Source organism: Microbacterium sp. M, from assembly GCF_045181065.1.
In the GTDB taxonomy this organism is placed as follows: Bacteria; Actinomycetota; Actinomycetes; order Actinomycetales; family Microbacteriaceae; genus Microbacterium.
Genome location: NZ_CP173721.1, coordinates 2,738,849 through 2,761,399, shown reverse-complemented (window position 1 = coordinate 2,761,399; position 22,551 = coordinate 2,738,849). Strand labels below are relative to the sequence as shown.

The window sequence follows — 22,551 nt, the reverse complement described above, 5'->3', positions numbered from 1 at the left end:
ACGCCGTCAGCGCCGAGCGACCGCCTCCTGCGCATCCCCCAGGTCCAACTCGCTGATGCTGACTGCCTGCCCGGTCTCCAGAGACCGATTGCCCGCGAGCCCCACCACCATGCTGCGCACCCCGTCGGTCCAGTCCGCGGTTCGACCGAGCGGATCGTCATCGCCTCCCACGAACACGTCGCGCAGCAGTATGGCATCCCCTCCGCCGTGCCCGCCGCTGCCGCCGGGGATCGGCACCTCGCGCGCCGTGGAGAAGTGCTGCTGCACGACCAGGCGCTCGGAGACCGGGCGTGCCAGGTCGTCGGCGATGAGATCGGGACGCGCGCTCGGATCGACGACCGTCCTGCCCTCCTCGTCCACCAGTACGGATCCGCGCTCGACGACCGTCAGCTCTGCGCGCCCTCGGGTCCCGTTGACGGCGACCGTGTATCCCTCCCACGGCGCGTGAGCGTTCAGTGAGTACGACATGGTGCTTCCGCGCCCGTAGTCCACGACCAGGGAGAGATTGTCCTCGATGGTGATCCCCTCATCGAAGACATCTCGATCGCGCAGGTAGCCGTCGAGATGCTCCTGCTCCAGATAGAGACCGCGCCAGACGTCGTCCGTGCGCAGATCGAGGCTGAAGCGGTCCCGCAGCGGGGAATCGGTCGTGCCGCGCACTGGTCTCGGTCCGACGCCGAGCCGGCGGGCGTTCTCGGCTCCGTAGAACCGCAGGCCGCCAGAGGCGAAAACGCGGGTCGGTGCGTCGTCTATCCACCAGTTCACGAGATCGAAGTGATGACTGGCCTTGTGGATCAGCAGGCCGCCTGACTGCGACTTGTCCCTATGCCAGCGCCGGAAGTAGTCGGCACCATGGCCGGTGTCCAGCACCCATTCGAAATGAACGCTGGTGACGTCGCCGATCTCGCCTGAGGAGATCAACTGCTTCAGAGCGCTGTTGCGCGGCGAGTACCGGTAGTTGAACGTGAGGGTCACGTTCTTACCGGTTCGTTCGACGGCATCGGTGATCTTCCGGACGCCATCTTCGGTCGTCGTCAACGGCTTCTCCACGACGACGTCCGCGCCGGCATCCACCGCGCGGACGATCAGATCCGCGTGCGTGGAATCCGGGGAAGTGATGATGACCCTGTCGATGTCGAGTTCGCGGGTGACCGAAGCAAGTTCAGCCGGGTCGAACCGTCGTGGGGCACCGAGCGCGGGGTGGCGATTCAGAGACCAATCGATGCGCCCCGGGTTCGTGTCGGAGACCGCCACGAGTTCGCCCGCGTCCGCGTGCGCCCCTGCCAGAGCCTCCAGGTACATCTGTGCTCTCGACCCCGTGCCGATCAGCGCGTATCGCACTCTGCCCATTCCTGATCCCTCCGATGAATCGATCGCGGCGTTCATTTGATGCCGCTGGTCGCGGCGCCCTTGATGAGGAACCGCTGCCCGAACAAGAAGACGAGGAAGAGCGGCACGAGCGACACCACGCTCATCGCGAACATCGAGCCGTAGTCCGAACTGGACTGCGCATCCAGGAATCCCTTGAGGGCCAGGGAAGCCGGGAAGAGCTCTGGCAGCCGCAGATAGATCAGCGGCCCGAAGAAGTCGCCCCAGGTCCAGATGAAGGTGAAGATCGCGGTCGTGGCCAGCGCCGGGACGATCAGCGGCAGCGTGATCTGGAAGTAGCTGCGCGCGTGACCTGCGCCATCGATGCGCGCGGCCTCGAACAGCTCCTTGGGCAGGCCGCGGATGAACTGGACCATCAGGAAGACGAAGAAGGCCTCGGTGGCCAGGAACTTCGGAGCGATCAGCGGCAGGAACGTGTTCAGCCAGCCCAGCTCCTTGTAGATGATGAACTGCGGCACGAGCAGCACCTGGAAGGGCAGCATGATCGAGCCGAGCATGAGGGCGAAGGCGAGGTTGCGGAATCGGAACCGCATCCGTGCGAACGCGTATGCGGCCAACGAGCAGGACAGCAGATTGCCCAGGATCGCCCCGAACGCGATGATCGCGGAGTTGAGCAGGAACAGCCCGAACGGGTGCTGCAGATCGTTCCAGCCGTTGACGTAGTTCTCCGCGGTGAGGTTCGTGGTGAAGATGCTCAGGTCGCGGAAGATCTCGTCATTCGGCTTGAAGCTGGAGGCGACGAGCCAGATGAGCGGATACACCATGACGATGCACAGGAGCACAAGCACGATGTGCTTGACGACGGAGCGCCAGGGTGCGCTGCGCTGTCCTGGGCGCCGACGGCGCACGGGTGCGGCGTCGGCGGGGCGGATGAGGGTCTCGGTTTCAGTCGTCATAGAACACCCAGTACTTGGAGAGCCAGAAATTGAAGGCGGTGAACGCGGCGATCACGACCAGGAGGAACCAGGCCATCGCCGACGCGTAGCCCATGTCGAGTTCGGTGAAGGCCTCCTTGTACAGCAGGAGGGTGAAGAACATCGTGGAGTCGCTGGGTCCGCCGGTTCCCCCTGAGACGACGTATGCCTGGGTGAACGATTGGAAGGCGAAGATCAGCTGCAGCACCAGGTTGAAGAAGATGACCGGGGTCAGCAGCGGGAACGTGATCGAGCGGAACTGCCGGATCCGACCGGCTCCATCCATGGACGCGGCCTCGTAGTACATCGCCGGGATCTGGCGGAGCCCAGCCAGGAAGATGACGAGAGGGGAGCCGAACGTCCAGACGTTCAGCACGATGAGCGTGCCGAGTGCGAAATCCGGATGCCCGATCCATCCAGGGCCGTCGATGCCGAACCAGGCGAGGACGCCGTTCACCAGGCCGTCCTTGCCGAACACCTGACGCCAGAGGATCGCGATCGCGACCGAACCGCCGAGCAGCGACGGGAGATAGAAGATCGAACGGTAGAACGGGAGCCCGCGCATCCCCTTGTCCAGCAGCACCGCGAGCGCGAGCGCGAGGATGAGCTGCAGCGGCACGCCGATGAGCACGTACTCGACGGTGACGCGGAACGAGTTCCAGAACCGTGCATCCGAGAACATCTGCACGAAGTTCTCGACGCCTGACCAGGACGGGGGCTGAAGCAGGTTGTAGTCGGTGAAGGACAGATACAGGGACGCCACGATCGGTCCGATGGTGAGTCCCAGCATCCCGATCAGCCACGGCAGCAGGAAGACCAGCGCCGCCCTGTTGTCGGGGAATTTCTCTCTGAAGCGCACGCCCTGCCCGCGTTTGACGCGGGTGATGGTGCGCAACTCGCCGAGACTGCTCATTCGACCTCCTTGTCCTGCGTGAGACGCTTCAAGAGAAAGCGGTTTCACGACCAGGACGATTATTCACACCGACTGATCTGGAAGTCAAGTCCCGGATTCTCGGTGCCAGCGGCAACTTGATTGAGGAGGGGCGAGGCTCGAGAAACTCAATCGTTGACAGCTTTGGTGGGCGATGCTAGTTTTCGAGAAAGCGGTTTCACCGCTGATCGGCCTTGACCCTTCCCTCCGGCGGACCAACTCCGCCCTATCGAAAGAGGCGCAATGACGCGTATCACCCGGTCTCGCACGACCGTACTGACCTTCGGATCCATCGCGGCGGTTTCCGCTCTTGCATTCAGCGGGTGCTCGGCAGACGCCGGAACGACGGGCGGCGGATTCGATCCCGAAGAGGAGATCGAACTCGAGATGTCCTGGTGGGGCGACGACGCTCGCGCGGCGCTCTTCGACGAGGTCATCACGATGTTCGAAGACGAATACCCGAATGTCAGCGTGACGCAGACGCCGGTCGGCTCGCCCGATGACCTGTTCAACCGTCTGGCCACGGACTTCGCCGGCGGGGGAGACACCGCGCCCGACGTGTTCGCGCTCGGCGGCGCCAAGCCGCAGGAGTACGGAGAGCTCGGTGCGCTCCTCGACCTCTCCACGGTCAGCGAAGTCCTCGACTATTCGCAGTATCCGGACTTCTCGCTCACCAACTCCATCGTCGACGACACCTTGTACGGCCTGCCGACTGGCGGAAACGCCACGGCCGCGTTCATCAACGCGGATGTGTTCGAGCAGGCCGGCGTGCCGCTGCCCGAGGAGGGCTGGACCTGGGACGACCTCGTCGAAGCGGCCAACACGATCGGCTCGGCCGGCCTCACGACCGCGGGCGGGCAGCCGATCTACGGCGTCGACATGCGCATCGCGGACATCATCGGCACCTACGCCGGCCAGGTCAGCGAGGTCGGCATGTACGACTGGGACGGTCAGCTCGGTGTGGATGCCGAGCAGATCGCCGGGCTCTACGAGATCGAGAAGGAGCTGTCGGATGGCGGCGGCATGCCAGACCCGTCGGTCGTGACATCCGGGGTCGCGCTCCCGCCGGACCAGCAACTGTTCACACTCGGCCAGGCCGCGATCACCTTCGGCTACAGCAATCTGATGAACGTCTACGGTGCGGCTGGCGATGATGTGCAGATCGCTCTGCCGCCCACCTCCACGGACACGACTGGTGTCGCGCTGCTGCCGTCGGCGTTCTGGTCGATCAACGCCGCGACGAAGCATCCGGAGGCCGCAGCCATGCTCGTGGACTGGTTCCTCAACGAGCCGGCGGCCGCGGAACTGATCCTGGACACGCGTGGCGTGCCCTTCAACCCCGACACGCTCGCTGTCGTCGCGCCTCTTCTGGAGGGACCGAGCCAGGTCGCCGCCGAGTACGTCGATGTGGTCCTCGAAAGCGGGGTGGTCGCGCCACCGCAGCCGGCCGGCGGGTCGATCATGAACGAGCTGTCTCAGCGGATGGAGGCGGACGTTCTCTTCGATCGGGCGACGCCGCAGCAGGCGGGCGAGCAGTGGGTCGCCGAACTCGGTGCGGCACTGGAATGACCTCGGTCTCGGGGACGGCGATGACGGCTCGTGACGCCGCGCTGCAGAGAATGCGCGTGAGCGATCCGGTCTCACGAGCCGGAATCGCCGGAACCGCGCTGGCCGAGGGCGTCGGAGCGGCAGGGATCCGCTTCGCCGCCATCGGAGGACCGCTGGAGGAGCGGTGGCACGCAGCGCTGACGGAACTCGCTGCCTGCATCGGCCCGGGATCGGACGGCCGGGACGTGCTCCGTGAGGGAGGCGGCTACCCCGGCGCGTGGATCGAGAGCACCGGATCCATCAGCGCCGATGTCGTGCGACGGTGGGCGCCTCGTGTGGCGACGAGCACCATGGTCGCCTTCGCCGAGCATCAGCGCGAAGACGGCCTGCTGCCCTACAAGATCACTGCCGACGGACCGGCCTTCAGCCAGATCCAGATCGTGACGCCGTTCGCCCGCGTCGTGTGGCGTCACTATCTCGCGACGGGCCGTGATCGTGGGTTCCTGCGCACGATGTACGAGGCGATGGTGCGCAACGACGACTGGCTCGCGCGCCATCGCGACACCCGTGGCACCGGAGCCGTCGAGGCCTTCTGCACGTACGACGCCGGTCACGATCTGTCGCCCCGATTCTGGTTCGCTCCCGAGCGTGCGTACCGATCCGACGCACGCCACTGCGATCCGCATTCGCCGACGCTGCCGTACATCGCCCCGGACCTGACGGCCAATGTCGCCTGCCAGCGCGCGTATCTCGCGCAGATCGCCGAGGAGCTCGGCGAAGACCCCGGGCCATGGCGGAACGCGGCGCGTCGGAGCCTGGATGCACTGTGGGCGCAGTGCTTCGACGACGAGGACGGCTTCTTCTACGACCTCGATCGGCACGCTCGCCGCGTTCGGATCCAGTCCGATGTCCTGCTCAGAGTGCTGGCCTGCGAAGTCGGGGACGAGGAGTTCTTCGTCGAATGCCTTCGCCGTTATCTGCTGAACACGAGGAAGTTCCTGGCGCACTACGGATTCACCTCGATCGCGATGGATGATCCTCGTTTCGACCATGACGCGACACGGAACTCCTGGGGTGGCCCGGTGAACTTCCTCGCGCTGTTGCGCGCGTCGGACGCTTTCGAGCATCACGGTCATCCCGCGGAGCTCGCGCTCGCCGCCCAGCCGGTGCTGGCCGCTCTCGCGATAGCCGACCGCTTCCCTCAGTGCCTGGATCCGTGGTCGGGTGACGCCGGCTTCGCTGAGGGATACTCTCCGTCGATCCTGTGGCTTCTCGACGCCGTCGAGCGATGGTTCGGCATCCTTCCCTCTCCGGACGGCGATGTCTGGTTCTCTGGGCTGTCGCCGACTCGTATCGGCCACGATGCAGCCGCATCGGCCGTGGCAGTGTCGCGAAGGACCGCCGCCGGCGCCTGGGAGCTGACCGCGGACGACGAGCGCGTCGAGGTGTATCGGGACGGAGCCGCCGCGTTCTCCTTTCCCCGTGGATGGCGCGTGATGACCGACGAGGACGGGGTCGTGCGCGGTGTGGTGAACCTCGCATCCGCCCCCGTCACAGGCGACCTCATGAACGGCGGCCGTGCTCTCGCGCTCGAGCTGGCGCCGAACGAGCGCGTCGAACTCGACGGATACACGATCGCCGCGCGCCGTCGCATGAGCTTCGTGCCGCCCGCGTTCGATTGACCACCGGCGGTGCGGGGCTCAGTCCCGCAGGCGCAGACCGTCCGGTGTCTCTTCGAGCGGAAAGAAGTGCGCGCGCTCGTGCGGTGTCCGATTCGGCGAATGCAGCGCGAGAAGCAGTGCCCCGTCGGCAGCGGTGAAGATCATGCCGTGGCCGCCATCGGCGGGCCAGAGAGGTTCGGGCGACTGCGACCACGGCCCGAAGATGTCCCCCGTGGCGGACGTGGCGACGCCCAGGGCGTACCCGGCATCGCCGAAGCTCGACCACAGCATCAGCAGGCGACCATCCGCGGTGCGGTGCAGTGACGGGCCATCGGTGACGTACACCGACGGGAACTCCGGCCGCGGAATCGACCTCGACCACGAAGCCTCCGAGGCGCGGAACAGCACGACCGGATCGCCGACGGCCTCGCGGAGATCACCGCTCAACGCGACCGCGAGGATCTCACCGTCGCCGACGTCCTTCCACTCGCGGCAGAAGACGAGATACGGGATGCCGTTCTCCACGTGCAGTGTCCCGTCCAGGCACTCCCATGCGGGCGGCGTGAGGGGTCCATCGGACCAGGGCAGAAACGGCCCTTGTGGATTTTCGGAGCGGAGCACCTGCGTGCCACGACGATGGCCTGGAGCCGTGAACGTCGCGAACAAATAGTAGGCGTCGAGATGCCGGTGCACCTCGGGAGCCCAGTACTGGGTGCGCGACCAGAAGTCGGCGCCGGGCCGGAATGCGGCGACGGGTCCCGACCAGTTCACCAGATCGGGGCTCCAATACGTGTCGAACCCGACGGCGGGCCCATCCCAGATGTTCGGATCGGTGCTGCCGTACAGCCAATAGCCGTCCGGAACGCGCAGCACGAACGGATCGCGGATCTGGATCTGTTCGAGGTGCACGGCCGCCGGGCTCTCGTCCGGTGTCAACGCGGGCATGGTCCGGTCGATTCGCGAAGTTCCAGCCGAGGCTGGAACTTCACGTCGTGATCGGGCGTTCCGCCCTCGATCAGGGTGCGCATCCGGTTCCACGCGAGGGTGCCGAGGGACTCGTGGGGAACGGATGCGGTCGTGAGCGCCGGAGTCATGAAGCGCGCGAACGGAATGTCGTCGAATCCCGTGATCGACATGTCCTCAGGCACCCGGACACCGCGCTTGGTCAATCCGTGCACGAGGCCGATGGCGACGAGATCGTTGAACGCCAGCACGGCTGTGGCACCGGTGGCGACGACGTCATCGACTGCTTCGAGCCCGGCCTGGCTGCTCGTGCCGCCTCGCACGCGTTCGAGCTGGAGCCCATCCACATCCCGTTGGAGATCGCCGATTCCACGCAGCCTGTTCTCGTTCGCAGGTCCCTCCGGCCCCTCGACGTAGGCGAAACGGCGGTGGCCCAGCGCGTACAGGTGATGAGCCAGACGCTCGAACCCAGCACGCGAGTCGACGGTCAGCGTGGGGGCGGAGGACGCCGGGCTCGATCTGTTCAGGAGCACCACCGGTCCGAGCGTTGACGTGGCGTTCCCGAGCGCCTCCTCAGACATTCTCGGCGCGCACAGCACCAGCGCGTCGCATCGGTTCCTGACCTCCGCGGCGAGCTGCGGTTCGTCCTCAGCCGATTCAGCGGAGTCGGCGACGAGAACTCGATACCCGTCTTCGGCTGCTGCCTTGCTGAGGCTGGTCAGGACGGCCTGGAACGTCGGGTTCGCCAGATCGGGCACGAGGAAAGCGATCGCGTTCGTCTGGCCCATGGCGAAGCTGCGCGCCAGGTGATTGGGGGAGTAGTCCAGCTCCCTGGCCGCGGCGCGCACCCGATCCGCGATCTCCGGTTCCCCGAAGAATCGTCCGTTCATCACCCGCGACACCGTCGCCGGCGAAACGCCGGCTGCTTGCGCGACCGAGCTGATCGTCGTCGCACTCGACCGTCGCACCACTGCCGTGTCCTTCCCGACCGAGCCGCGAGTCGGGCGACGGTCCGTGTCCGGTCAGTGTATCGCTGAAACCGCTTTCTCCTGCGGTGCGGCTCCGTGTCGAGCGGTCGAGTGTCCCCGGCATCCGCGAAGATGTCACCGTGACCACGACCGCACAGCTGCGCACCGAGCGACTGCGCTCGCACCTGTTGACCGCCCCGGCGCCGAGTCTCGCCGAGGCCGCGAGCCACATGCTCGCGGTGCAGAGCCAGGAGTTCTGGGGTGGGCGCTGGGCTCTGGCCTCCCGTACACGAGGAGCACCGACGATCACACAGGTCGACGCGCTCTTCGATGACGGGACGCTCGTACGGGCGTGGACGCAGCGCGGCACGCTGCACATCGTCCCGGCCCGCGACTTCGAGTGGATGCTGCAGGTGACCGCTGCGCGTCAGCTGCAGTCCGCTGCACCCCGGTATCGCGAACTCGGCCTCGACATCGAGGTGCTGGTCGGCGTCGAGCGCGCCGTGCGAGCGGCGCTGCGCGGCGGCAACGCGCTGATCCGCGCCGAATTGTTCGAGGTCCTCTCCCGTATCGGCGTCGACCCGGCAGGGCAGCGCGGAGCGCACGCCGTCGGCCACCTGGCGATGCGCGGCATCATCTGCCAGGGCCCGGTCGTCGCGCGAGCCGATGGCGTCAGCCGGGAGCAGCGCTTCGTGCTGGTGGAGGAGCACATCACCGAAGCTCACGCACCGGCCGACCCCGCGGCCGAACTGTTCGCGCGGTACATCGACGGTCATGGGCCGGCGACGGTCGCGGACTTCGCGTGGTGGTCCGGGCTCACCCTCACGGCATCACGGGCGGCGGCCGCCGCCGCAGCCGATCGGGTGGATGAGATCGACGACGGCGTGTTCCAGGCGCCGACACGTCCACGTCGCCGCGCCGTCCCAGACGTCCAAGCGCTCGCCTCGTTCGAGGAGTACTACATCTCCTATGCCGACCGCTCGATCGCAGGTCCCGCCGAGCGCTTCGTCGAAGTCGGCCCGGGCAAGAACGGCATGGTCCGGCCGATCCTGCTGGCCGAGGGACAGATCGTCGGCACGTGGCGGCAGTCGACGGCGCTCGGACGGCACACCGAGCATCCGACGGTCGAGCTCCTGGACGACATCCCCGAACAGGAGGTATCGGCAGCCCTCGGCCGCTACGCGTCGTTCGTCAGCGGATGATCCGCCGCTCGGTCAGCCGATCTCCACGGCGAAGCCGTCGCCCGCCGCGGTGATCCGCACGGCGGTCAGATCGTCGACGTGATGCGAGGGGTCGAACGACGGGGCGTGCGGTCCGACTCCGATCACGGTCATGCCGGCATCCAGACCCGCGCGGATGCCCGCAGCCGAGTCCTCGAACACGACGCAGTCGGCGGGGTCGACGCCCAGTTCCGCGGCGCCCAGCAGGAACCCTTCGGGGTCCGGTTTGCTGCGGGACACGCTCTCGGCCGTGACGGCGAGCGAAGGGACGCTCAGGCCGGCGGCGCCCATGCGGGCCGTCATCAGACGCACGTCGGCCGAGGTCACGATCGCGTGCGGGAAGGGAGCGAGGGCACGCAGGAAAGCGGCCGCACCCGGAATCTCGATGACGCCGTCCACGTCTTCGCTCTCCCGGAGCAGCATCTCCTGATTCTCGACCAGGTTCACGTCATGGTCGCGGTCCGGCAGCAGCAGGGCCATGCTCTGGTGCCCCTGTCGGCCGTGCACGGTGCGCAGCACGGTTTCGCGGTCGAGGCCGTGCGGGCCGGCCCACTCCAGCCACAGCCGCTCGACGACCGCGGTCGAATCGACCAGGGTGCCGTCCATGTCGAGCAGAGCAGCGCGGGCATGCAGGGTGATCGTCATCCCTCCAGCGTACGGGCGGCTCACTCCGCCGCGTGACGCGCGAGGAACTCGTACACCTCGTTGTCGTCGACGCCGGGGAACGCGCCCCGAGGCAGCGGCGAGAACATGTGCGTGTGCACCCGAGCGCTCGGCCATGCCTTGCCGCTCCAGCGGTCGGCGACATCGCTCGCCGGGCGGCGGCAGCACGCCTCGTCCGGACAGGTGGACGCGGCGCGGTCCGGCGTCTCCCTGCCGCGCCACCAGCGCGCGTCGTCGAACGGCACGCCGACCGTGATCGAGAACTCGCCGTCGCTGGAGGAGCCGGTCTGCGTCGCGCACCAGAACGTGCCTGAGGGCGTGTCCGTGTACTGATGGTGCTCCGTGGTGCGGTTCTGCTGCGAGAACGCGGCCCTGGCCTGGAACTTGCGGCACACGCGCTGGCCCTCGACAGCGCCGGTGACGTCCATCGGCAACGGCAGATCGTCGTTCTCGTACACCCGGGCGATCGCCCCTGTCTCGTCGACGCGCAGGAAATGCAGCGGCATCCCGAGGTGCTCGGTGAGCAGATTCGTCATGCGCATGCCTGCCGCCTCATGCGTGACGCCGAACGCGTCGCGGAAGTCCTCGACGGCGAGGTTGCGGTCTTTGCGCGCCTGCTGCAGGAACGCGACGCCGGCCGTCTCGGGGATCAGGCAGCATGCGGCGAAGTAGTTGATCTCGAGCCGCTGCTGCAGGAAGTCCGCGTAGTCGGTCGGGGGAGTATGGCCGAGGAGCCGGTGGGCCATCGCCTGCAGCGCCATCGAACGCAGACCGTGACCGCCGGGGATCGACGCCGGCGGCAGGTAGATGCGACCGTTCTCGAGATCGGTGACCGAGCGGGTCGAGTGGGGCAGATCGGCGACGTAGATGAGCTCGAAGCCGAGCTTCTCGGCCATGATGCTCACGGTGCGGTGGGTCAGGGCTCCGGCGACGTGTCCGGCCGAGCGCAGCTGCTTCTCGGCGAGCTTCTCGATGTCGCCGATGTAGTTGTTCTGCGCCCGCATGCGCAGGCGCAGCTCGGTGTTCGCGCGACGAGCCTCCTCCGGCGTCGCGATGGCCTCGCGCTCACGGCGCTGCAGCTCGCGGTGCAGACCGAGCAGGGACTCGATCGTCTCGTCCGACATGCCCTTGGTGACGCGGACGGGCGCGATGCCGAGCTGGCGGAACACCGGACTCGCCTGGGCGTTCTCGAGCTCGATCTCCAGCGCTGCTCTGCGGTTCGGCGGCTCGCCCGAGATCAGGTCGGCGACCTCGGTGCCTGTGGCCTGCGCGATCGCCTGCAGCAGCGAGAGCTTGGGCTCGCGCTTGCCGTTCTCGATGAGGCTCAGCTGCGAACCGGCGACTCCGACCATGGCGCCGAGCTCGTCCAGTGTGTAGCCGCTCGCGGTGCGATGGTGGCGAATGCGATGACCGAGGGTCGTGAGATGGATGCCGGAGCCGCTCATTCCTTGAGCATACCGAAAGAATCAAGATTCTTACATGCCAAAGCATCCGAAAGGCACGGAACAATCGACGCAAGATTGTCATATCGACCTACTCTTCAAAGGAGCGGACATGGCCATCGCCGAGACCTTCACCCTTCGAACAGCCTCCGTCGCACCGGCGCGTGCGCTGGGTGCGGAGCCGACGTACGACACCCCGGGGATGGCGGAGCTGCGCGCGTGGGTGGAGGAGATCCGTGCTCTCACCCAGCCGGACGCCGTGCACTGGGTGGACGGATCGCGCGCCGAGAACGACGCGCTGCTGCGCGGTCTCGTCGACGAGGGCAAGCTCATCAAGCTCAACCCCGAGTGGCGCCCAGGTTCCTACCTCGCACGCTCGCACCCGAGCGATGTGGCGCGCACCGAGGGGCGCACCTTCATCGCCTCCGAGCGCGAGGAGGACGCCGGCCCCACGAACAACTGGGCCGAGCCCGGTGCCATGCGCACGAAGATGGATGTCCTGTTCGCCGGTTCCATGCGCGGACGCACCATGTACGTCGTGCCGTTCTCGATGGGCGCGGTGGGCGGCCCTCTCTCGCACATCGGCGTGCAGATCACCGACAGCGCGTACGCCGTGGCATCCATCGGCATCATGACCAGGGTCGGCGACGCCGTGACCCGCGAGATCGCCGGCGGAGCGCCGTGGGTGCGCACTGTGCACACCGTCGGCGCACCGCTGGCACCAGGCGAGCACGATGCCGAGTGGCCGTGCAACGACGAGAAGTACATCGTGCACTTCCCGGACACGCTCGAGGTGTACTCCTTCGGATCCGGCTACGGAGGCAACGCGATCCTCGCGAAGAAGTGCTTCGCCCTGCGCATCGCTTCGGTCATCGCCCGCGACGAGGGCTGGCTGGCCGAGCACATGCTGCTCATCCGGATCATCGACCCGAACGGCCGCCGGTTCCACGTCGCCGCCGCCTTCCCCTCGGCCTGCGGGAAGACGAACCTCGCCATGCTGCGTCCGACGATCCCGGGGTGGCGCGTCGAGACGATCGGCGACGACATCGCCTGGATCCGTCCCGGCGAGGACGGGCGTCTGTGGGCGATCAACCCCGAGGCTGGATTCTTCGGCGTCGCCCCCGGCACCGGCGAATCGACGAACGTGACCGCCGTCGAGACACTGTGGGGAAACACGATCTTCACGAACGTCGCGCTGCGCCCTGACGGTGACGTGTGGTGGGAGGGACTCACCGACACGGCGCCGCGCGACCTCATCGACTGGGAGGGCAACCCCTGGACGCCCGATTCGGGGCGCCCGGCCGCGCACCCGAACTCGCGCTTCACTGTGGCCGCATCGCAGTGCCCGCAGATCTCCGACGACTGGGAGGAAGCGGTCCCGCTGGACGTCATCCTCTTCGGCGGCCGACGGGCGTCCAACGTTCCGCTGGTCGTCGAGGCGACGGACTGGGCGCACGGCGTCTTCCTCGGCTCGACCATCTCGTCCGAGCGGACGGCCGCGGCCGAGGGCACGGTCGGCGAACTGCGCCGGGACCCGTTCGCGATGCTGCCGTTCTGCGGCTACAACATGGCGGACTACTTCGCGCACTGGCTCGACATCGGGCGCAGGCTCCGTTTCGACCGCGCACCGCGCATCTTCCAGGTGAACTGGTTCCGCCGCGGCGAGGACGGCCGGTTCCTGTGGCCCGGTTTCGGCGACAACTCGCGCGTGATCGATTGGATCATCCGCCGCATCGACGGTCAGGTGCCGGCCGTGGACAGCCCGGTCGGCCGGCTTCCGCAGACCTCTGACCTCAACCTCGACGGCTTGGACATCTCGAAAGCCGATCTCGACGAGCTCTTCCGGGTGGATGCCGAGGCCTGGCAGGCCGAGGCCGACGGCATCGAGGAGTTCTACGGCACGTTCGGAGACAAGCTCCCTGCCGCGCTGCGGGCCGAGCTCGCCTCGCTGCGCTACCGGCTCGCGCGCACGAGCTGAGCGCAGCGCACAGACCCGCGACGGCGGGGTGACGAGGACGAACCCATGGCTGAGTGGTCCCCGGCATCCTGCCGTCGCGTCATCCGCGGCGGGCTCAGGCGAGCAGCTGGTGGCGGGCGAGGTCGCGGTACAGCGGGGTGGTCTCGATCAGCTCGGCGTGGGTGCCTCGACCGACGACCTCACCGTCCTGCAGCACGACGATGACGTCGCTGTCGATCACCGTGGACAGCCGGTGCGCGATCACGACCAGCGTGCGATCGGTGGCGACGGCGTCGATCGCCTCCCGCATGCGCTGCTCGTTCACGCCGTCCAGCGATGAGGTCGACTCGTCGAGCAGCAGGATCGGCGCTTCCGTGAGCAGCGTCCTGGCGATCGCGAGCCGCTGACGCTCGCCACCGGAGAGCATCACGCCGTCTTCGCCGACCGGCGTCGCAAGACCGAGGGAACCGCGCTCGAGCACGTCGCCCAGGTTGACCGCGCGCAGCACCCGCTCGCAGTCGGCGTCGCTCGCTCCGGGTGAGGCGAGACGGAGATTGTCGGCGAGGGTGCCGGCGAGCGTCGGAGCGTCCTGCTCGACGTAACCGAAGTGCGCCCGCAGTTCGGCGCGCGGGTAGGTGCGGATGTCGTGGCCACCGAGTCGGATCGAGCCGCCGGTCGGGTCGTAGAAGCGCTCGATGAGCGAGAGGATCGTGGATTTGCCCGCACCGCTCGGACCCACCAGCGCCACGCGGGCGCCACGGGGGACCGAGAACGAGACGCCGCGCAGCACTTCGCCGCCGCTGTCGGACGGCGCGGTCTCCTCGCCGTCGCGTTCCAGGTGCGCATCGACGAGGACGCTGTGCGCCTCGGTCGCGGCGGCCTTCCGCGCGGCGACGACGTCGGCCGGATACCCGAAGCGGACGTCGCGGAACTCCAGCGCCGGAGCGTCGGCGACGTCGGGGCTGCGGCCGACGCGCGCGGCCGTGTCGATGTCGTCATCCGACTCCTGCGGCAGGTCGAGGACCTCCTGGATGCGCCCGAGCGCTCCGAGCGCCTGGTTGACCGATGTGATCGCCCCGAACGTCGAAGCCAGCGGCATCACGAGCATGAACAGGAACATGACGAACGTGATGAGGGCGGCGATCTCGATCGAGCCCGCCGCGACGCGGAATCCGCCGACGCCCAGCACGACCAGCAGCGAGAGCTGCAGCGCGATTCCGGCGATCGGCACGACGAGCGCGGAGACCTTCGCGATCCGCACACCGAGGCCGTACGCCTCGCTCGCCAGCTCCGACACGGCTTCGGTTTCGCGTTCGGTGGCTCCGGATGCTCGTACCGTGCGGATCGAGCCGACCGCGCGCTCGACGCCGGAGGCGAGCTCGCCGACCTTGACCTGCTGAGCGGTCGACGCCTCGCGGATGCGTCCGCTGAGAGCGACGACCACGGCGACGGATGCTCCGATCACGACCACGATGAGCAGCAGGAGGATCGGGTCGATGACGAGCATCGCGATGAGGGCGCCGAGGAACAGGATGGCGTTGCCCACGGCATCCGCGAGGCCCTGCGTCAGCACCGCGTACAGCAGCGTGGTGTCCGTGCCGACGCGGGAGACGAGGTCTCCGGTGCGCCGCGCGTCGAACTCGCTGATAGGGAGATGCAGGATCCGCGCGATCAGCTTGCGCCTGGACGAGTACACGACGGCCGTGCCGGTGCGCTGGAGCAGATAGTGCTGGTAGCCGGAGATGATCGACGACAGGATCACGAAGCCGACCAGCAGCCAGATGAGCACGCCGAGCGCCTGCTCGGTCTGTACGGCCGTGATGACCTGACCGACCAGCAGCGGTTGCACGAGCGACGTCGCCGCGCCGAACACGCTGAGCACCGCGACGACGATCAGGGTGCGCTTGTGTTCGAAGAGGAAGGGGAGGAGCTGGCGGAACGTGGCGCGCGGACCATCCTGCGGCGCGCCGCGACCGCGGCGGCGTGCGGGCGCCGTGCGGGACATGCGGGGACCTCGTTCTGAGAGAAGGGAGTACTACGACCGTACTTCCTGTCGGGCGGGCGACTGTGATCGGGAGCGCAGGTTCACGGGGGAGAATCGCACGAGTCACGCTCCCAGGAGTCTTATAGGCAGAGTCGGAGGCCGTCGCTAATGTGTGGAGTACGGGGAAAGAACGCCGGGCGCCGCCCGCGTACGGGTGGAGGCACGCGATGACATCAGCGGTTCACGCGACTGCACGGCCGTCCTCGCGCGCCGGTGCGGCTTCGCCGGTTCCGATGGCGATCGGACTCGGCGCGCTCGCCGTGAGCCTCGTCATCGCGATCATCGTGATCGCCGCGTTCAGCGCGCCGATCGAACTGTTCCTCGGCATCCCGCTGCCGCTCGTGCTGGCAGAGCACTGGTGGCTCAGCTTCCTCGGTTACCTGCTCACGCCTCTCATCGTGATCGCCTGCTACGGGTGGGATGTGATCGGACAGCGGGCGGGTCTGCGCCGCAATGCGAACTTCACGGTCAGTGCCCGCTTCACCTCGATTCTGCGCTGGGCGCTGTGGCCAGCGGTCGTGATCGGGATCTGGCACATCCTGAATCTCGCCGTGCCGCTGTCCGAGGCGTGGGGGCTCTCATGACCAGGGCCACGAGGCTCAAGGCCGCGGTCGTCACCACGATCGTCGCGCTGCTGGCGTCCCTCGGCGCCGCGGGTTCGGCCGTTGCGGCCCCCGTGGCGACCGTCGCGCCCGTTGCGACAGCGGTCTCCGGCGGCGAGCTCTCGGAATCCGGCAACGCGGCCATTGCCGACCTGCGTGCCTGCCTCGCCTCGCAGAGCACTCTGAACGTGTACTACCTGATCGACTCGTCGACGTCGCTGCGCAGGGCGGACGGCGGCGGACCCGGCTCCGACCCCGACATGGTGCGGGCCGAGATCCTCGGCAACAGCCTGTCGCAGCTCGGCGCGCTCGGCGACGACATCACGGTGAACTGGGGTGCGGGCTTCTTCGCGTCCGACTACTCGGCCGCGATCGGCTGGCAGACCTACGACGACACCAGCTCCGACAAACTGGCCGACACGATCAGACAGAAGCGTCCTGAGGGCTATACGAACTGGCCGGATGCCCTCGCCGGCGCGCAGCGGCAGCTCGCCGAGCAGCAGAGCACGGCACCGGGCTGCCAGATGCTCATCTGGCTCACGGACGGCGCACTGGACATCCAGGCACCTGACGGACAGCAGCAGGAGGACTTCGACGCGCTCAACGCGATGTGCGGCGCCGCGCTCAGCGACCGCGGTGCAGCGCCGTCCGGATACGGCGTCTTCAACTCGTTCCGCCAGTCCGGCGTGGTGGTCGTCGGTGCGCTGCTCGCGGTCGGAGCGGACGCCGCGGATGCCGCAGGCACGATGCAGACGCTCGTCGAAGGCGGAGCCCAGGGTGCCGACCCGGTCTGCGGACAGCAGCCGATGCCCGACACGTTCGTGCACGGCGCGTTCGTGAATGCGGACGGCCCTGACGCGCTCTCGCTGGTGTTCCTGCAGCTCGGCGCGCAGGTCGCCGGCGGCTTCCCGCAGCCGTTCGACGAGGACGGCGGCTTCTGGATCGACGAGGGCGTCTCGCGCTTCCGCGTCATCGTGTCCGGGGACTGGACGCTGACCCCGCCGGAAGGGTCTGGACGATCACCCGTGACCGCCGAGACCGCAGGTGACGGCGTGGAGGTCACCGAGAGCGACGGCGCGAGCACGATCGAGGTCGCCGTCGACGACTCCGCCGAAGGCCGCTGGCAGCTGGAGGCGGCCGAGCGGACCTCGGCGTCGCTGTACCTCTTCAGCGACCTTCAGATCGAGTTCGACGACGTCAACGAGATCGAGATGTCGGCGGACGGGTCGTTCGCGGCCGCGCTCAACGCCACGGTGCGGGACGCCGAGGGCGAGGCCGTCGATCTCGGGCAGTTCGGGGAGGCGGCGTTCACTGCGTCGTATCTCGAGAACGGCACGCGCACGGTCCTTCCCGACGCGAGCGTCGACCCGGAGACCGGTCGGATCACGATTCCGCTCCCTGCCGAGGTGAACGCCGCGACCATCGACGTCTCGGCATCCCTCGATCCGCTGCGGACGGAAGAGCACGACCTGGGCCTTGCTCCCGTGACGACGCAGAAGACCATCACGCTCACGCTCGGTGCGGAGTTCCCGCACGCCGTGACGAATCCGCCTGCGCGTCTCAGCGATCTCGAGGGCTCGGACGGCAAAGCCGAGGGCGTCATCGCGATCGCCGGGCCGACCGAGGGCGGCGACGGGACGATCTGCGTCGCCGCAGACGCCGTGACGATCACGAGCGACGCCGGCGACCGCGCCGACGGGTGGCGCTGGAGCTTCTCCGGGCTGGACGAGAACGGGTGCGTCGTCGTCCCGGAGGACGGCGAGGTGCAGATCCCCGTCGCCGTGACGAACGAGATCGCCGCCGACAGCGACGTCGCCGCAGCCGTGCCGATCGCGTTCACCTCGGCGAACGGCGAGAGCGTCGAGCAGAACGTGCCGGTCGAGTTCCGCTCCACGCACCCGGTGAACACCGCGGCCGTGCTGCTGCTGGCCCTCGCGCTCCTGGCCATCGGTCTGCTGCTGCCGCTGCTGGTGCTGTGGGTGCTGAACTGGCTCACCACACGGATCGACGTGCCCAAGAGCACGCAGCGCGCGGCGTTCCCGATCGAGATCGGCCCGACCGGCGCGCACATCACCGCACCGACCCAGGGCAGCGCCCTGTCGGACGCCTTCGCCTACCGGTCGCCGTCCGACGGGGAGCGCTCGATCTCCGATCCGGTGCTCGGCACCCTGCGGGCGCGCGTGCCGTGGTTCCCGCTGCGCGCACCCTGGTACGAGGTCACCGCACCGGCGGGAACGGCTCTGGTCACCGCGCGAGCGGGTCGGATGGCGACGGGGTCCAAGGACTCCCGACGTCGGCTGCGTTTCGCCAAGCTGCCGCTGGACCGCTTCTTCGGCATCGTGGTGCCGGAGTCCGAGTTGCGCCGAACCGCGCGCGGCGACGCCGTCGCCGGCACCGTCGTCCTCTACCACAGGGCATCGCCCAGCGATCAGGGTCAGCACGCGCAGCGCCTGGCCGAGATCACGGTCGACTCCACGCTCGCCGAAGCGGTGAACCGCGCACGCGCCGACCTCGTCGAGAGGGATCGGGAGAAGGCCTCGTCCGCGTCCGGCCGGCCCGCCGCCCCTGCAGCGCGGCCTGCGACCGGCGCCCAGGCATCCGCACCGGCGCCGGGACAGCGGCCTTCGTCCGAAGGCGGCGCACCTCCTCCGCTTCCCGGCCGCGCGCCGGGCGCGGCCACCCCACCCGCGCGCGGCGCCGGTTCGGCGCCATCGCCGCGCTCCGGCGGCCCTGGCACTCCGCCGCCTCCGCGACCAGGCACCCCGCCGCCGCCGCGCCCCTGACATCCGAACCGATCGCGAAAGACAGAGAGACATCATGCTTCGTCCCTTCCTCATCATCGGCGTCGGCGGCTCAGGCGGAAAGACGCTGCGCGGCCTGAAGTATCAGCTCGAGCTCAAACTGCAGCAGGCCGGGTGGAACGGCGGGATCCCCGCCGCCTGGCAGTTCCTCCACTTCGATACGCCGACCGTGCAGGACGGCGTCGACTACCCCGCTCCGTTCCTCCCGGCGCAGGAGTACAAGGGCCTGGTGTCGGCCGGTGCGAACTACGACACGGTCTACAAGACGATCGAGGGCGCTCACGCCACCAACCAGAGCGTGCACGCCGACATCGAGCGCCAACTGCCCGACCCTCGCCGCGTCAGGGTCGACGTGACGAAGGGCGCAGGACAGTTCCGCGCGGTCGGTCGAGCCGTCGCGCTGTCGTCGACCAGGGACATCGCGGTCGCCGCGCGCAACGCGATCGCCCGGCTGGGAGACGCCGCGGCTCTCGCCGAGCTGCAGACCCTGGGCCGCGCCCTGCGCGCCAGGGACGAGTCGGCCAACAGCAGCCCGACGGTCATCGTCGTCTCGTCGGTGGCCGGTGGCTCCGGTGCCGGTCAGTTCCTCGACATCATCGAGATCGTCAAGTCGACGGCGAAGCAGTATCCGTGGTCGAACGAGGTCTTCAGCATCCTGTATGCGCCTGACGTCTTCGATCAGCTCGGCGTCACGGCCGGCACGCCGGGGAACGCGCTCGCCGCGATCGCCGAGACCATGAACGGCTTCTGGACCGACACCCCGTCGAACTCGACGATCGAGCTGCTGCAGACGCAGGGGGTCGCGCCGTCCTACGGCGGAGCCCGCGACCGCGTCGGGGCCGCGTATCCGTTCATCGTCGGCCGCAGCAACTCCAAGGTGACCTTCGCCGATCAGAGCGAGGTGTACAACGCCGTGTCGGCCAGCCTCGCTGCCTGGATCACCGACGACCGCGTGCAGGACAGCATCACCGCGTACGCCTCGGGCAATTGGCAGGCGCGCGTCGGCGCGAACGTCCTGCCGGACGCCACCGGTCTCATCAACTCGGCTCACCACTCGCCGGCGTTCTCGTCGATGGGGTTCGGCCGCGTGACGCTGGGCCGAGAGAAGTTCTTCGAGTACTCCGCCGAGCGTCTGGCGCGGTCCGTCATCGACCGTATGCTGTACGCGCACACCGAGGCCGACCCGCTGTTCGCGCAGCGCACGGAGGCCGAGTGGATCTCGGTACGCGCCGATCAGGACTATCAGCTGTTCATCCGCGAACTGCGGCTCAATGAGGACACCGACGACCACAACGACGTCATCGACCGGCTGCGCCCCGCCGCCGAGCGCGCCGCGCTCGCGACCAAGCTCGGTCAGGACATCCAGTTGCGCCTGAACGACCCCAACCAGCTCGACAAGAACGGCGGGCTCGACCTCACGACCTGGAGTCAGCGCCTGCTCGCCGAGTGGTCGGTGCGAAAGCCCGAGCTGCTGCGCGTCGAGCAGAACCACCGGCAGGTGCTGCTGGACACGTGGGAGCGCGAGGCCCCGGGCGAGATGCTGCGGGTCATCGCCGAGCACGTCGCGACCAACGGCCTGCCGGTCGTGACCGAGCTGCTCACCCGCCTCGACCGCACGCTCAAGAGCACCGTGGACGGCCTCGAGTCCGAGGCGCAGATGCACGAGGAATGGGTGCAGTCGCTGCCGTCGCTGGTCAGCGAGCAGTTGCAGAGCGCTCCGAACCAGCAGTCCATCCGTCCGGATCAGGATGCCGTCATCGGCGCCGTCGAGCGCATCCAGCAGGCGTTCGAATGGTCGGCGGAGGCCCCGCTGCGTCGCAGCGCTGCCCAGTTGCTGAACGAGTTGCGACGCGAGTTCCTGAGCCCGCTGCGCGTGCACCTCGAGGGCGCCTACAAGGAGCTGGCGCTGCGGGTCAAGGCGCGCAAGACCGCCGACGACCGCGACAACGACTACGACTTCTGGCCCAAGCGCGAAGACTCGACGGTGCCGCGGAAGTACACCCCGGCGCCCAACGAGCGACTGCTCGTGGAGCAGGACGAGTACCCGCGGGAGTTCGAGAGCCTCATTCGATCCACGTTCTCCGAGGGGACGGGGCGGTTCGCCGATGGGATCCTCGACGCCGTGCGCGAGCTCATCGTCGGCGTTCCGGCTGTTTCGCGCAGCGAGGAGGACGCCGGCACCTGGTCGATGATCGACCAGGCCCGCACTTGGAAGCCGTCGGTCACCGCCGACCCCGAGGCGTCGCGGTCGCCGCAGAACCCGCGCTTCACGATGGCGACCACACCGGACGCCTACGTCGACCGCGCCCGGAAGTGGATGCGCCGCGAGGGCACCGCCTTCAACTCCTACGTCACCGAGGATCTGCGGAGCTTCTTCGACGAGTCCGAGCTGGCCCCCGATGTGTTCGGTCGTCGACGGGAGAAGTTCCGCGAGCAGCTGCAGTCCGCGCTCGGCGCCAGCGAACCGCTCGTCAAGCTCAACCCGACGCTGCTGCGGCTCGTGCACGACAAGTCCGTCAACGAGGCCACCAGCCTGGTGTTCAGCTCGATCCCGTTCAAGGCCGGCACCGAGATGTACGCAGTCACCAAGCAGGTCCTCGGGGCGATGGGCTTCTGGAACGACGCGGTCTCCGACAGCTGGTTCCAGGACGCCAGAGTCGAGGGCATCGAAGTCTTCGCGATGAGCGGGTTCCCGTATCAGCCGATCGTGATGGACTCCGTGATGGAGCCGATCGCCCGTGACTGGCTGCGGCAGTCGAACTCGCAGGAGAGCCGTGAGGCCTTCTGGCGGTTCAAGCGCTCCCGCCTGCTCGGCGAGTCGATCCCGGCCGATCCGACTGTGATCAACGCGATGATCCGCGGCTGGTACGTCGCCAAGGCGCTGAAGTGGCTGACCGTCGACGGCGACGGCGGCGAGCGAGGACCCGGACTGTCGCTGTGGGACCCGGAGACGCGTCGGAACGCCGCTTTCCCGCGGCCGCTGCTCGACACCAGGCGCACCCAGCCGTACGACTACCCGGGCGTGGTCATGCAGTCGCTGACGATCGCGCTGGCGCTGTGCAACACGCAGGAGTCGCTGGAGCCGCTGCGCCCGTACCAGATCCTCGCGTTCCTCGGCGGAGACGATCTCGAGATGTCTGACACGCTGGTGCGCTGGGTGCAGGAGGGTCGGCTCGCGCCGGATGCTCCGGTTCCGGATGCCGCGCGCGCCGGCGAGGCATCGGGCTCGCTCGCTCAGCGGCAGCAGGCGCTGCGCGACTACTTTGCCGGCGAGTACGCCAACTTCCGCTCGCAGGTGGGCGAGCACGACTTCTCGGTGTCGGTGTACGACTACCCGGTGAGCTGGGAGATCCGGCACCAGGTGGCATCCGCGCTGCAGAGCCTGTCGTCGGCGGTCATGGCGACGCGCGCCGTGGATACCGGGGTCTGACGTGGTCCGATCGTCCTG

15 protein-coding genes are annotated in these 22,551 nt (G+C 68.2%); 7 read left to right on the top strand and 8 right to left on the bottom strand.

The features are described from left to right. Positions 1–6: 6 nt before the first annotated feature. Genes ACI7YT_RS13700 through ACI7YT_RS13690 form a run of 3 tightly spaced genes read right to left on the bottom strand, consistent with a single transcriptional unit; the run spans position 7 to position 3,216 of the window. Positions 7–1,350, bottom strand: a complete 1,344-nt coding sequence (locus tag ACI7YT_RS13700) for a Gfo/Idh/MocA family protein (RefSeq protein WP_406246104.1) — start codon at positions 1,348–1,350, stop codon at positions 7–9. 32 nt (positions 1,351–1,382) lie between these two features. After that, positions 1,383–2,285 carry a carbohydrate ABC transporter permease gene (locus ACI7YT_RS13695; protein ID WP_406246103.1) on the bottom strand — a complete coding sequence of 301 codons (903 nt, stop codon included), beginning with the start codon at positions 2,283–2,285 and terminating at the stop codon, positions 1,383–1,385. Continuing rightward, positions 2,275–3,216: a carbohydrate ABC transporter permease gene (locus tag ACI7YT_RS13690; protein ID WP_406246101.1), complete on the bottom strand. Its 942-nt coding sequence runs from the start codon at positions 3,214–3,216 to the stop codon at positions 2,275–2,277. The genes ACI7YT_RS13695 and ACI7YT_RS13690 overlap by 11 nt, the downstream gene beginning before the upstream one ends. Positions 3,217–3,477: 261 nt before the next feature. Between ACI7YT_RS13690 and ACI7YT_RS13685 the strand changes: the two genes are divergently transcribed. Together ACI7YT_RS13685 and ACI7YT_RS13680 are read left to right on the top strand one after the other, a co-directional pair. Beyond that, complete coding sequence (locus ACI7YT_RS13685) at positions 3,478–4,803, top strand: ABC transporter substrate-binding protein (RefSeq protein WP_406246099.1); 1,326 nt, start codon at positions 3,478–3,480, stop codon at positions 4,801–4,803. 56 nt (positions 4,804–4,859) lie between these two features. Then, positions 4,860–6,464, top strand: a complete 1,605-nt coding sequence (locus ACI7YT_RS13680) for an MGH1-like glycoside hydrolase domain-containing protein (protein ID WP_406246098.1) — start codon at positions 4,860–4,862, stop codon at positions 6,462–6,464. A gap of 18 nt (positions 6,465–6,482) precedes the next feature. Here ACI7YT_RS13680 and ACI7YT_RS13675 read toward each other — a convergent pair whose 3' ends face one another. Next, entirely contained in the window at positions 6,483–7,388 is a 906-nt protein-coding gene (locus ACI7YT_RS13675; RefSeq protein ID WP_406246096.1) for a glycoside hydrolase family 43 protein, read from the bottom strand. Next, a complete protein-coding gene (locus ACI7YT_RS13670) occupies positions 7,376–8,377 on the bottom strand; it encodes a LacI family DNA-binding transcriptional regulator (protein WP_406246094.1) in 1,002 nt (333 codons plus the stop codon). Before ACI7YT_RS13670 ends, ACI7YT_RS13675 begins: the two co-directional genes overlap by 13 nt. 137 nt (positions 8,378–8,514) lie before the next feature. On the opposite strand from ACI7YT_RS13670, the gene ACI7YT_RS13665 reads away from it, so the two are divergent. Beyond that, positions 8,515–9,576: a winged helix DNA-binding domain-containing protein gene (locus tag ACI7YT_RS13665; protein ID WP_406246092.1), complete on the top strand. Its 1,062-nt coding sequence runs from the start codon at positions 8,515–8,517 to the stop codon at positions 9,574–9,576. Positions 9,577–9,588: 12 nt separating this feature from the next. On the opposite strand, the gene ACI7YT_RS13660 is transcribed toward ACI7YT_RS13665, so the two are convergent. Beyond that, the gene (locus ACI7YT_RS13660) at positions 9,589–10,239 is read right to left on the bottom strand and encodes an HAD-IA family hydrolase (RefSeq protein WP_406246091.1); all 651 of its coding nucleotides are present in this window, start codon (positions 10,237–10,239) and stop codon (positions 9,589–9,591) included. 20 nt (positions 10,240–10,259) lie between these two features. Then, positions 10,260–11,702: a helix-turn-helix domain-containing protein gene (locus ACI7YT_RS13655; RefSeq protein WP_406246090.1), complete on the bottom strand. Its 1,443-nt coding sequence runs from the start codon at positions 11,700–11,702 to the stop codon at positions 10,260–10,262. 109 nt (positions 11,703–11,811) lie between these two features. Here ACI7YT_RS13655 and ACI7YT_RS13650 point away from each other — a divergent pair, with 109 nt between their 5' ends. Beyond that, positions 11,812–13,677: a phosphoenolpyruvate carboxykinase (GTP) gene (locus tag ACI7YT_RS13650; protein ID WP_406246088.1), complete on the top strand. Its 1,866-nt coding sequence runs from the start codon at positions 11,812–11,814 to the stop codon at positions 13,675–13,677. Between the two features lie 94 nt (positions 13,678–13,771). On the opposite strand, the gene ACI7YT_RS13645 is transcribed toward ACI7YT_RS13650, so the two are convergent. Then, on the bottom strand, positions 13,772–15,661 hold the full coding sequence (locus tag ACI7YT_RS13645; protein WP_406246086.1) for an ABC transporter ATP-binding protein: 1,890 nt from the start codon (positions 15,659–15,661) through the stop codon (positions 13,772–13,774). Between the two features lie 206 nt (positions 15,662–15,867). Between ACI7YT_RS13645 and ACI7YT_RS13640 the strand changes: the two genes are divergently transcribed. Genes ACI7YT_RS13640 through ACI7YT_RS13630 form a run of 3 tightly spaced genes read left to right on the top strand, consistent with a single transcriptional unit; the run spans position 15,868 to position 22,533 of the window. Then, positions 15,868–16,284 carry a hypothetical protein gene (locus tag ACI7YT_RS13640; RefSeq protein WP_406246084.1) on the top strand — a complete coding sequence of 139 codons (417 nt, stop codon included), beginning with the start codon at positions 15,868–15,870 and terminating at the stop codon, positions 16,282–16,284. Continuing rightward, positions 16,281–19,085, top strand: coding sequence for a hypothetical protein (locus ACI7YT_RS13635; RefSeq protein WP_406246083.1), 2,805 nt, complete (start codon positions 16,281–16,283; stop codon positions 19,083–19,085). Before ACI7YT_RS13640 ends, ACI7YT_RS13635 begins: the two co-directional genes overlap by 4 nt. Positions 19,086–19,119: 34 nt before the next feature. Further along, positions 19,120–22,533 (top strand): tubulin-like doman-containing protein, encoded by a 3,414-nt coding sequence (locus tag ACI7YT_RS13630; RefSeq protein ID WP_406246081.1) that lies wholly within the window; start codon positions 19,120–19,122, stop codon positions 22,531–22,533. Positions 22,534–22,551 lie beyond the last annotated feature (18 nt).

What these genes read in the sequence shown, in the direction of transcription:
- ACI7YT_RS13700 (WP_406246104.1), bottom strand. Translation starts at nt 1,350, where the DNA reads ATGGGCAGAGTGCGATACGCGCTGATCGGCACGGGGTCGAGAGCACAG.
- ACI7YT_RS13695 (WP_406246103.1), bottom strand. Translation starts at nt 2,285, where the DNA reads ATGACGACTGAAACCGAGACCCTCATCCGCCCCGCCGACGCCGCACCC.
- ACI7YT_RS13690 (WP_406246101.1), bottom strand. Translation starts at nt 3,216, where the DNA reads ATGAGCAGTCTCGGCGAGTTGCGCACCATCACCCGCGTCAAACGCGGG.
- ACI7YT_RS13685 (WP_406246099.1), top strand. Translation starts at nt 3,478, where the DNA reads ATGACGCGTATCACCCGGTCTCGCACGACCGTACTGACCTTCGGATCC.
- ACI7YT_RS13675 (WP_406246096.1), bottom strand. Translation starts at nt 7,388, where the DNA reads ATGCCCGCGTTGACACCGGACGAGAGCCCGGCGGCCGTGCACCTCGAA.
- ACI7YT_RS13660 (WP_406246091.1), bottom strand. Translation starts at nt 10,239, where the DNA reads ATGACGATCACCCTGCATGCCCGCGCTGCTCTGCTCGACATGGACGGC.
- ACI7YT_RS13655 (WP_406246090.1), bottom strand. Translation starts at nt 11,702, where the DNA reads ATGAGCGGCTCCGGCATCCATCTCACGACCCTCGGTCATCGCATTCGC.
- ACI7YT_RS13650 (WP_406246088.1), top strand. Translation starts at nt 11,812, where the DNA reads ATGGCCATCGCCGAGACCTTCACCCTTCGAACAGCCTCCGTCGCACCG.
- ACI7YT_RS13645 (WP_406246086.1), bottom strand. Translation starts at nt 15,661, where the DNA reads ATGTCCCGCACGGCGCCCGCACGCCGCCGCGGTCGCGGCGCGCCGCAG.
- ACI7YT_RS13640 (WP_406246084.1), top strand. Translation starts at nt 15,868, where the DNA reads ATGACATCAGCGGTTCACGCGACTGCACGGCCGTCCTCGCGCGCCGGT.
- ACI7YT_RS13635 (WP_406246083.1), top strand. Translation starts at nt 16,281, where the DNA reads ATGACCAGGGCCACGAGGCTCAAGGCCGCGGTCGTCACCACGATCGTC.
- ACI7YT_RS13630 (WP_406246081.1), top strand. Translation starts at nt 19,120, where the DNA reads ATGCTTCGTCCCTTCCTCATCATCGGCGTCGGCGGCTCAGGCGGAAAG.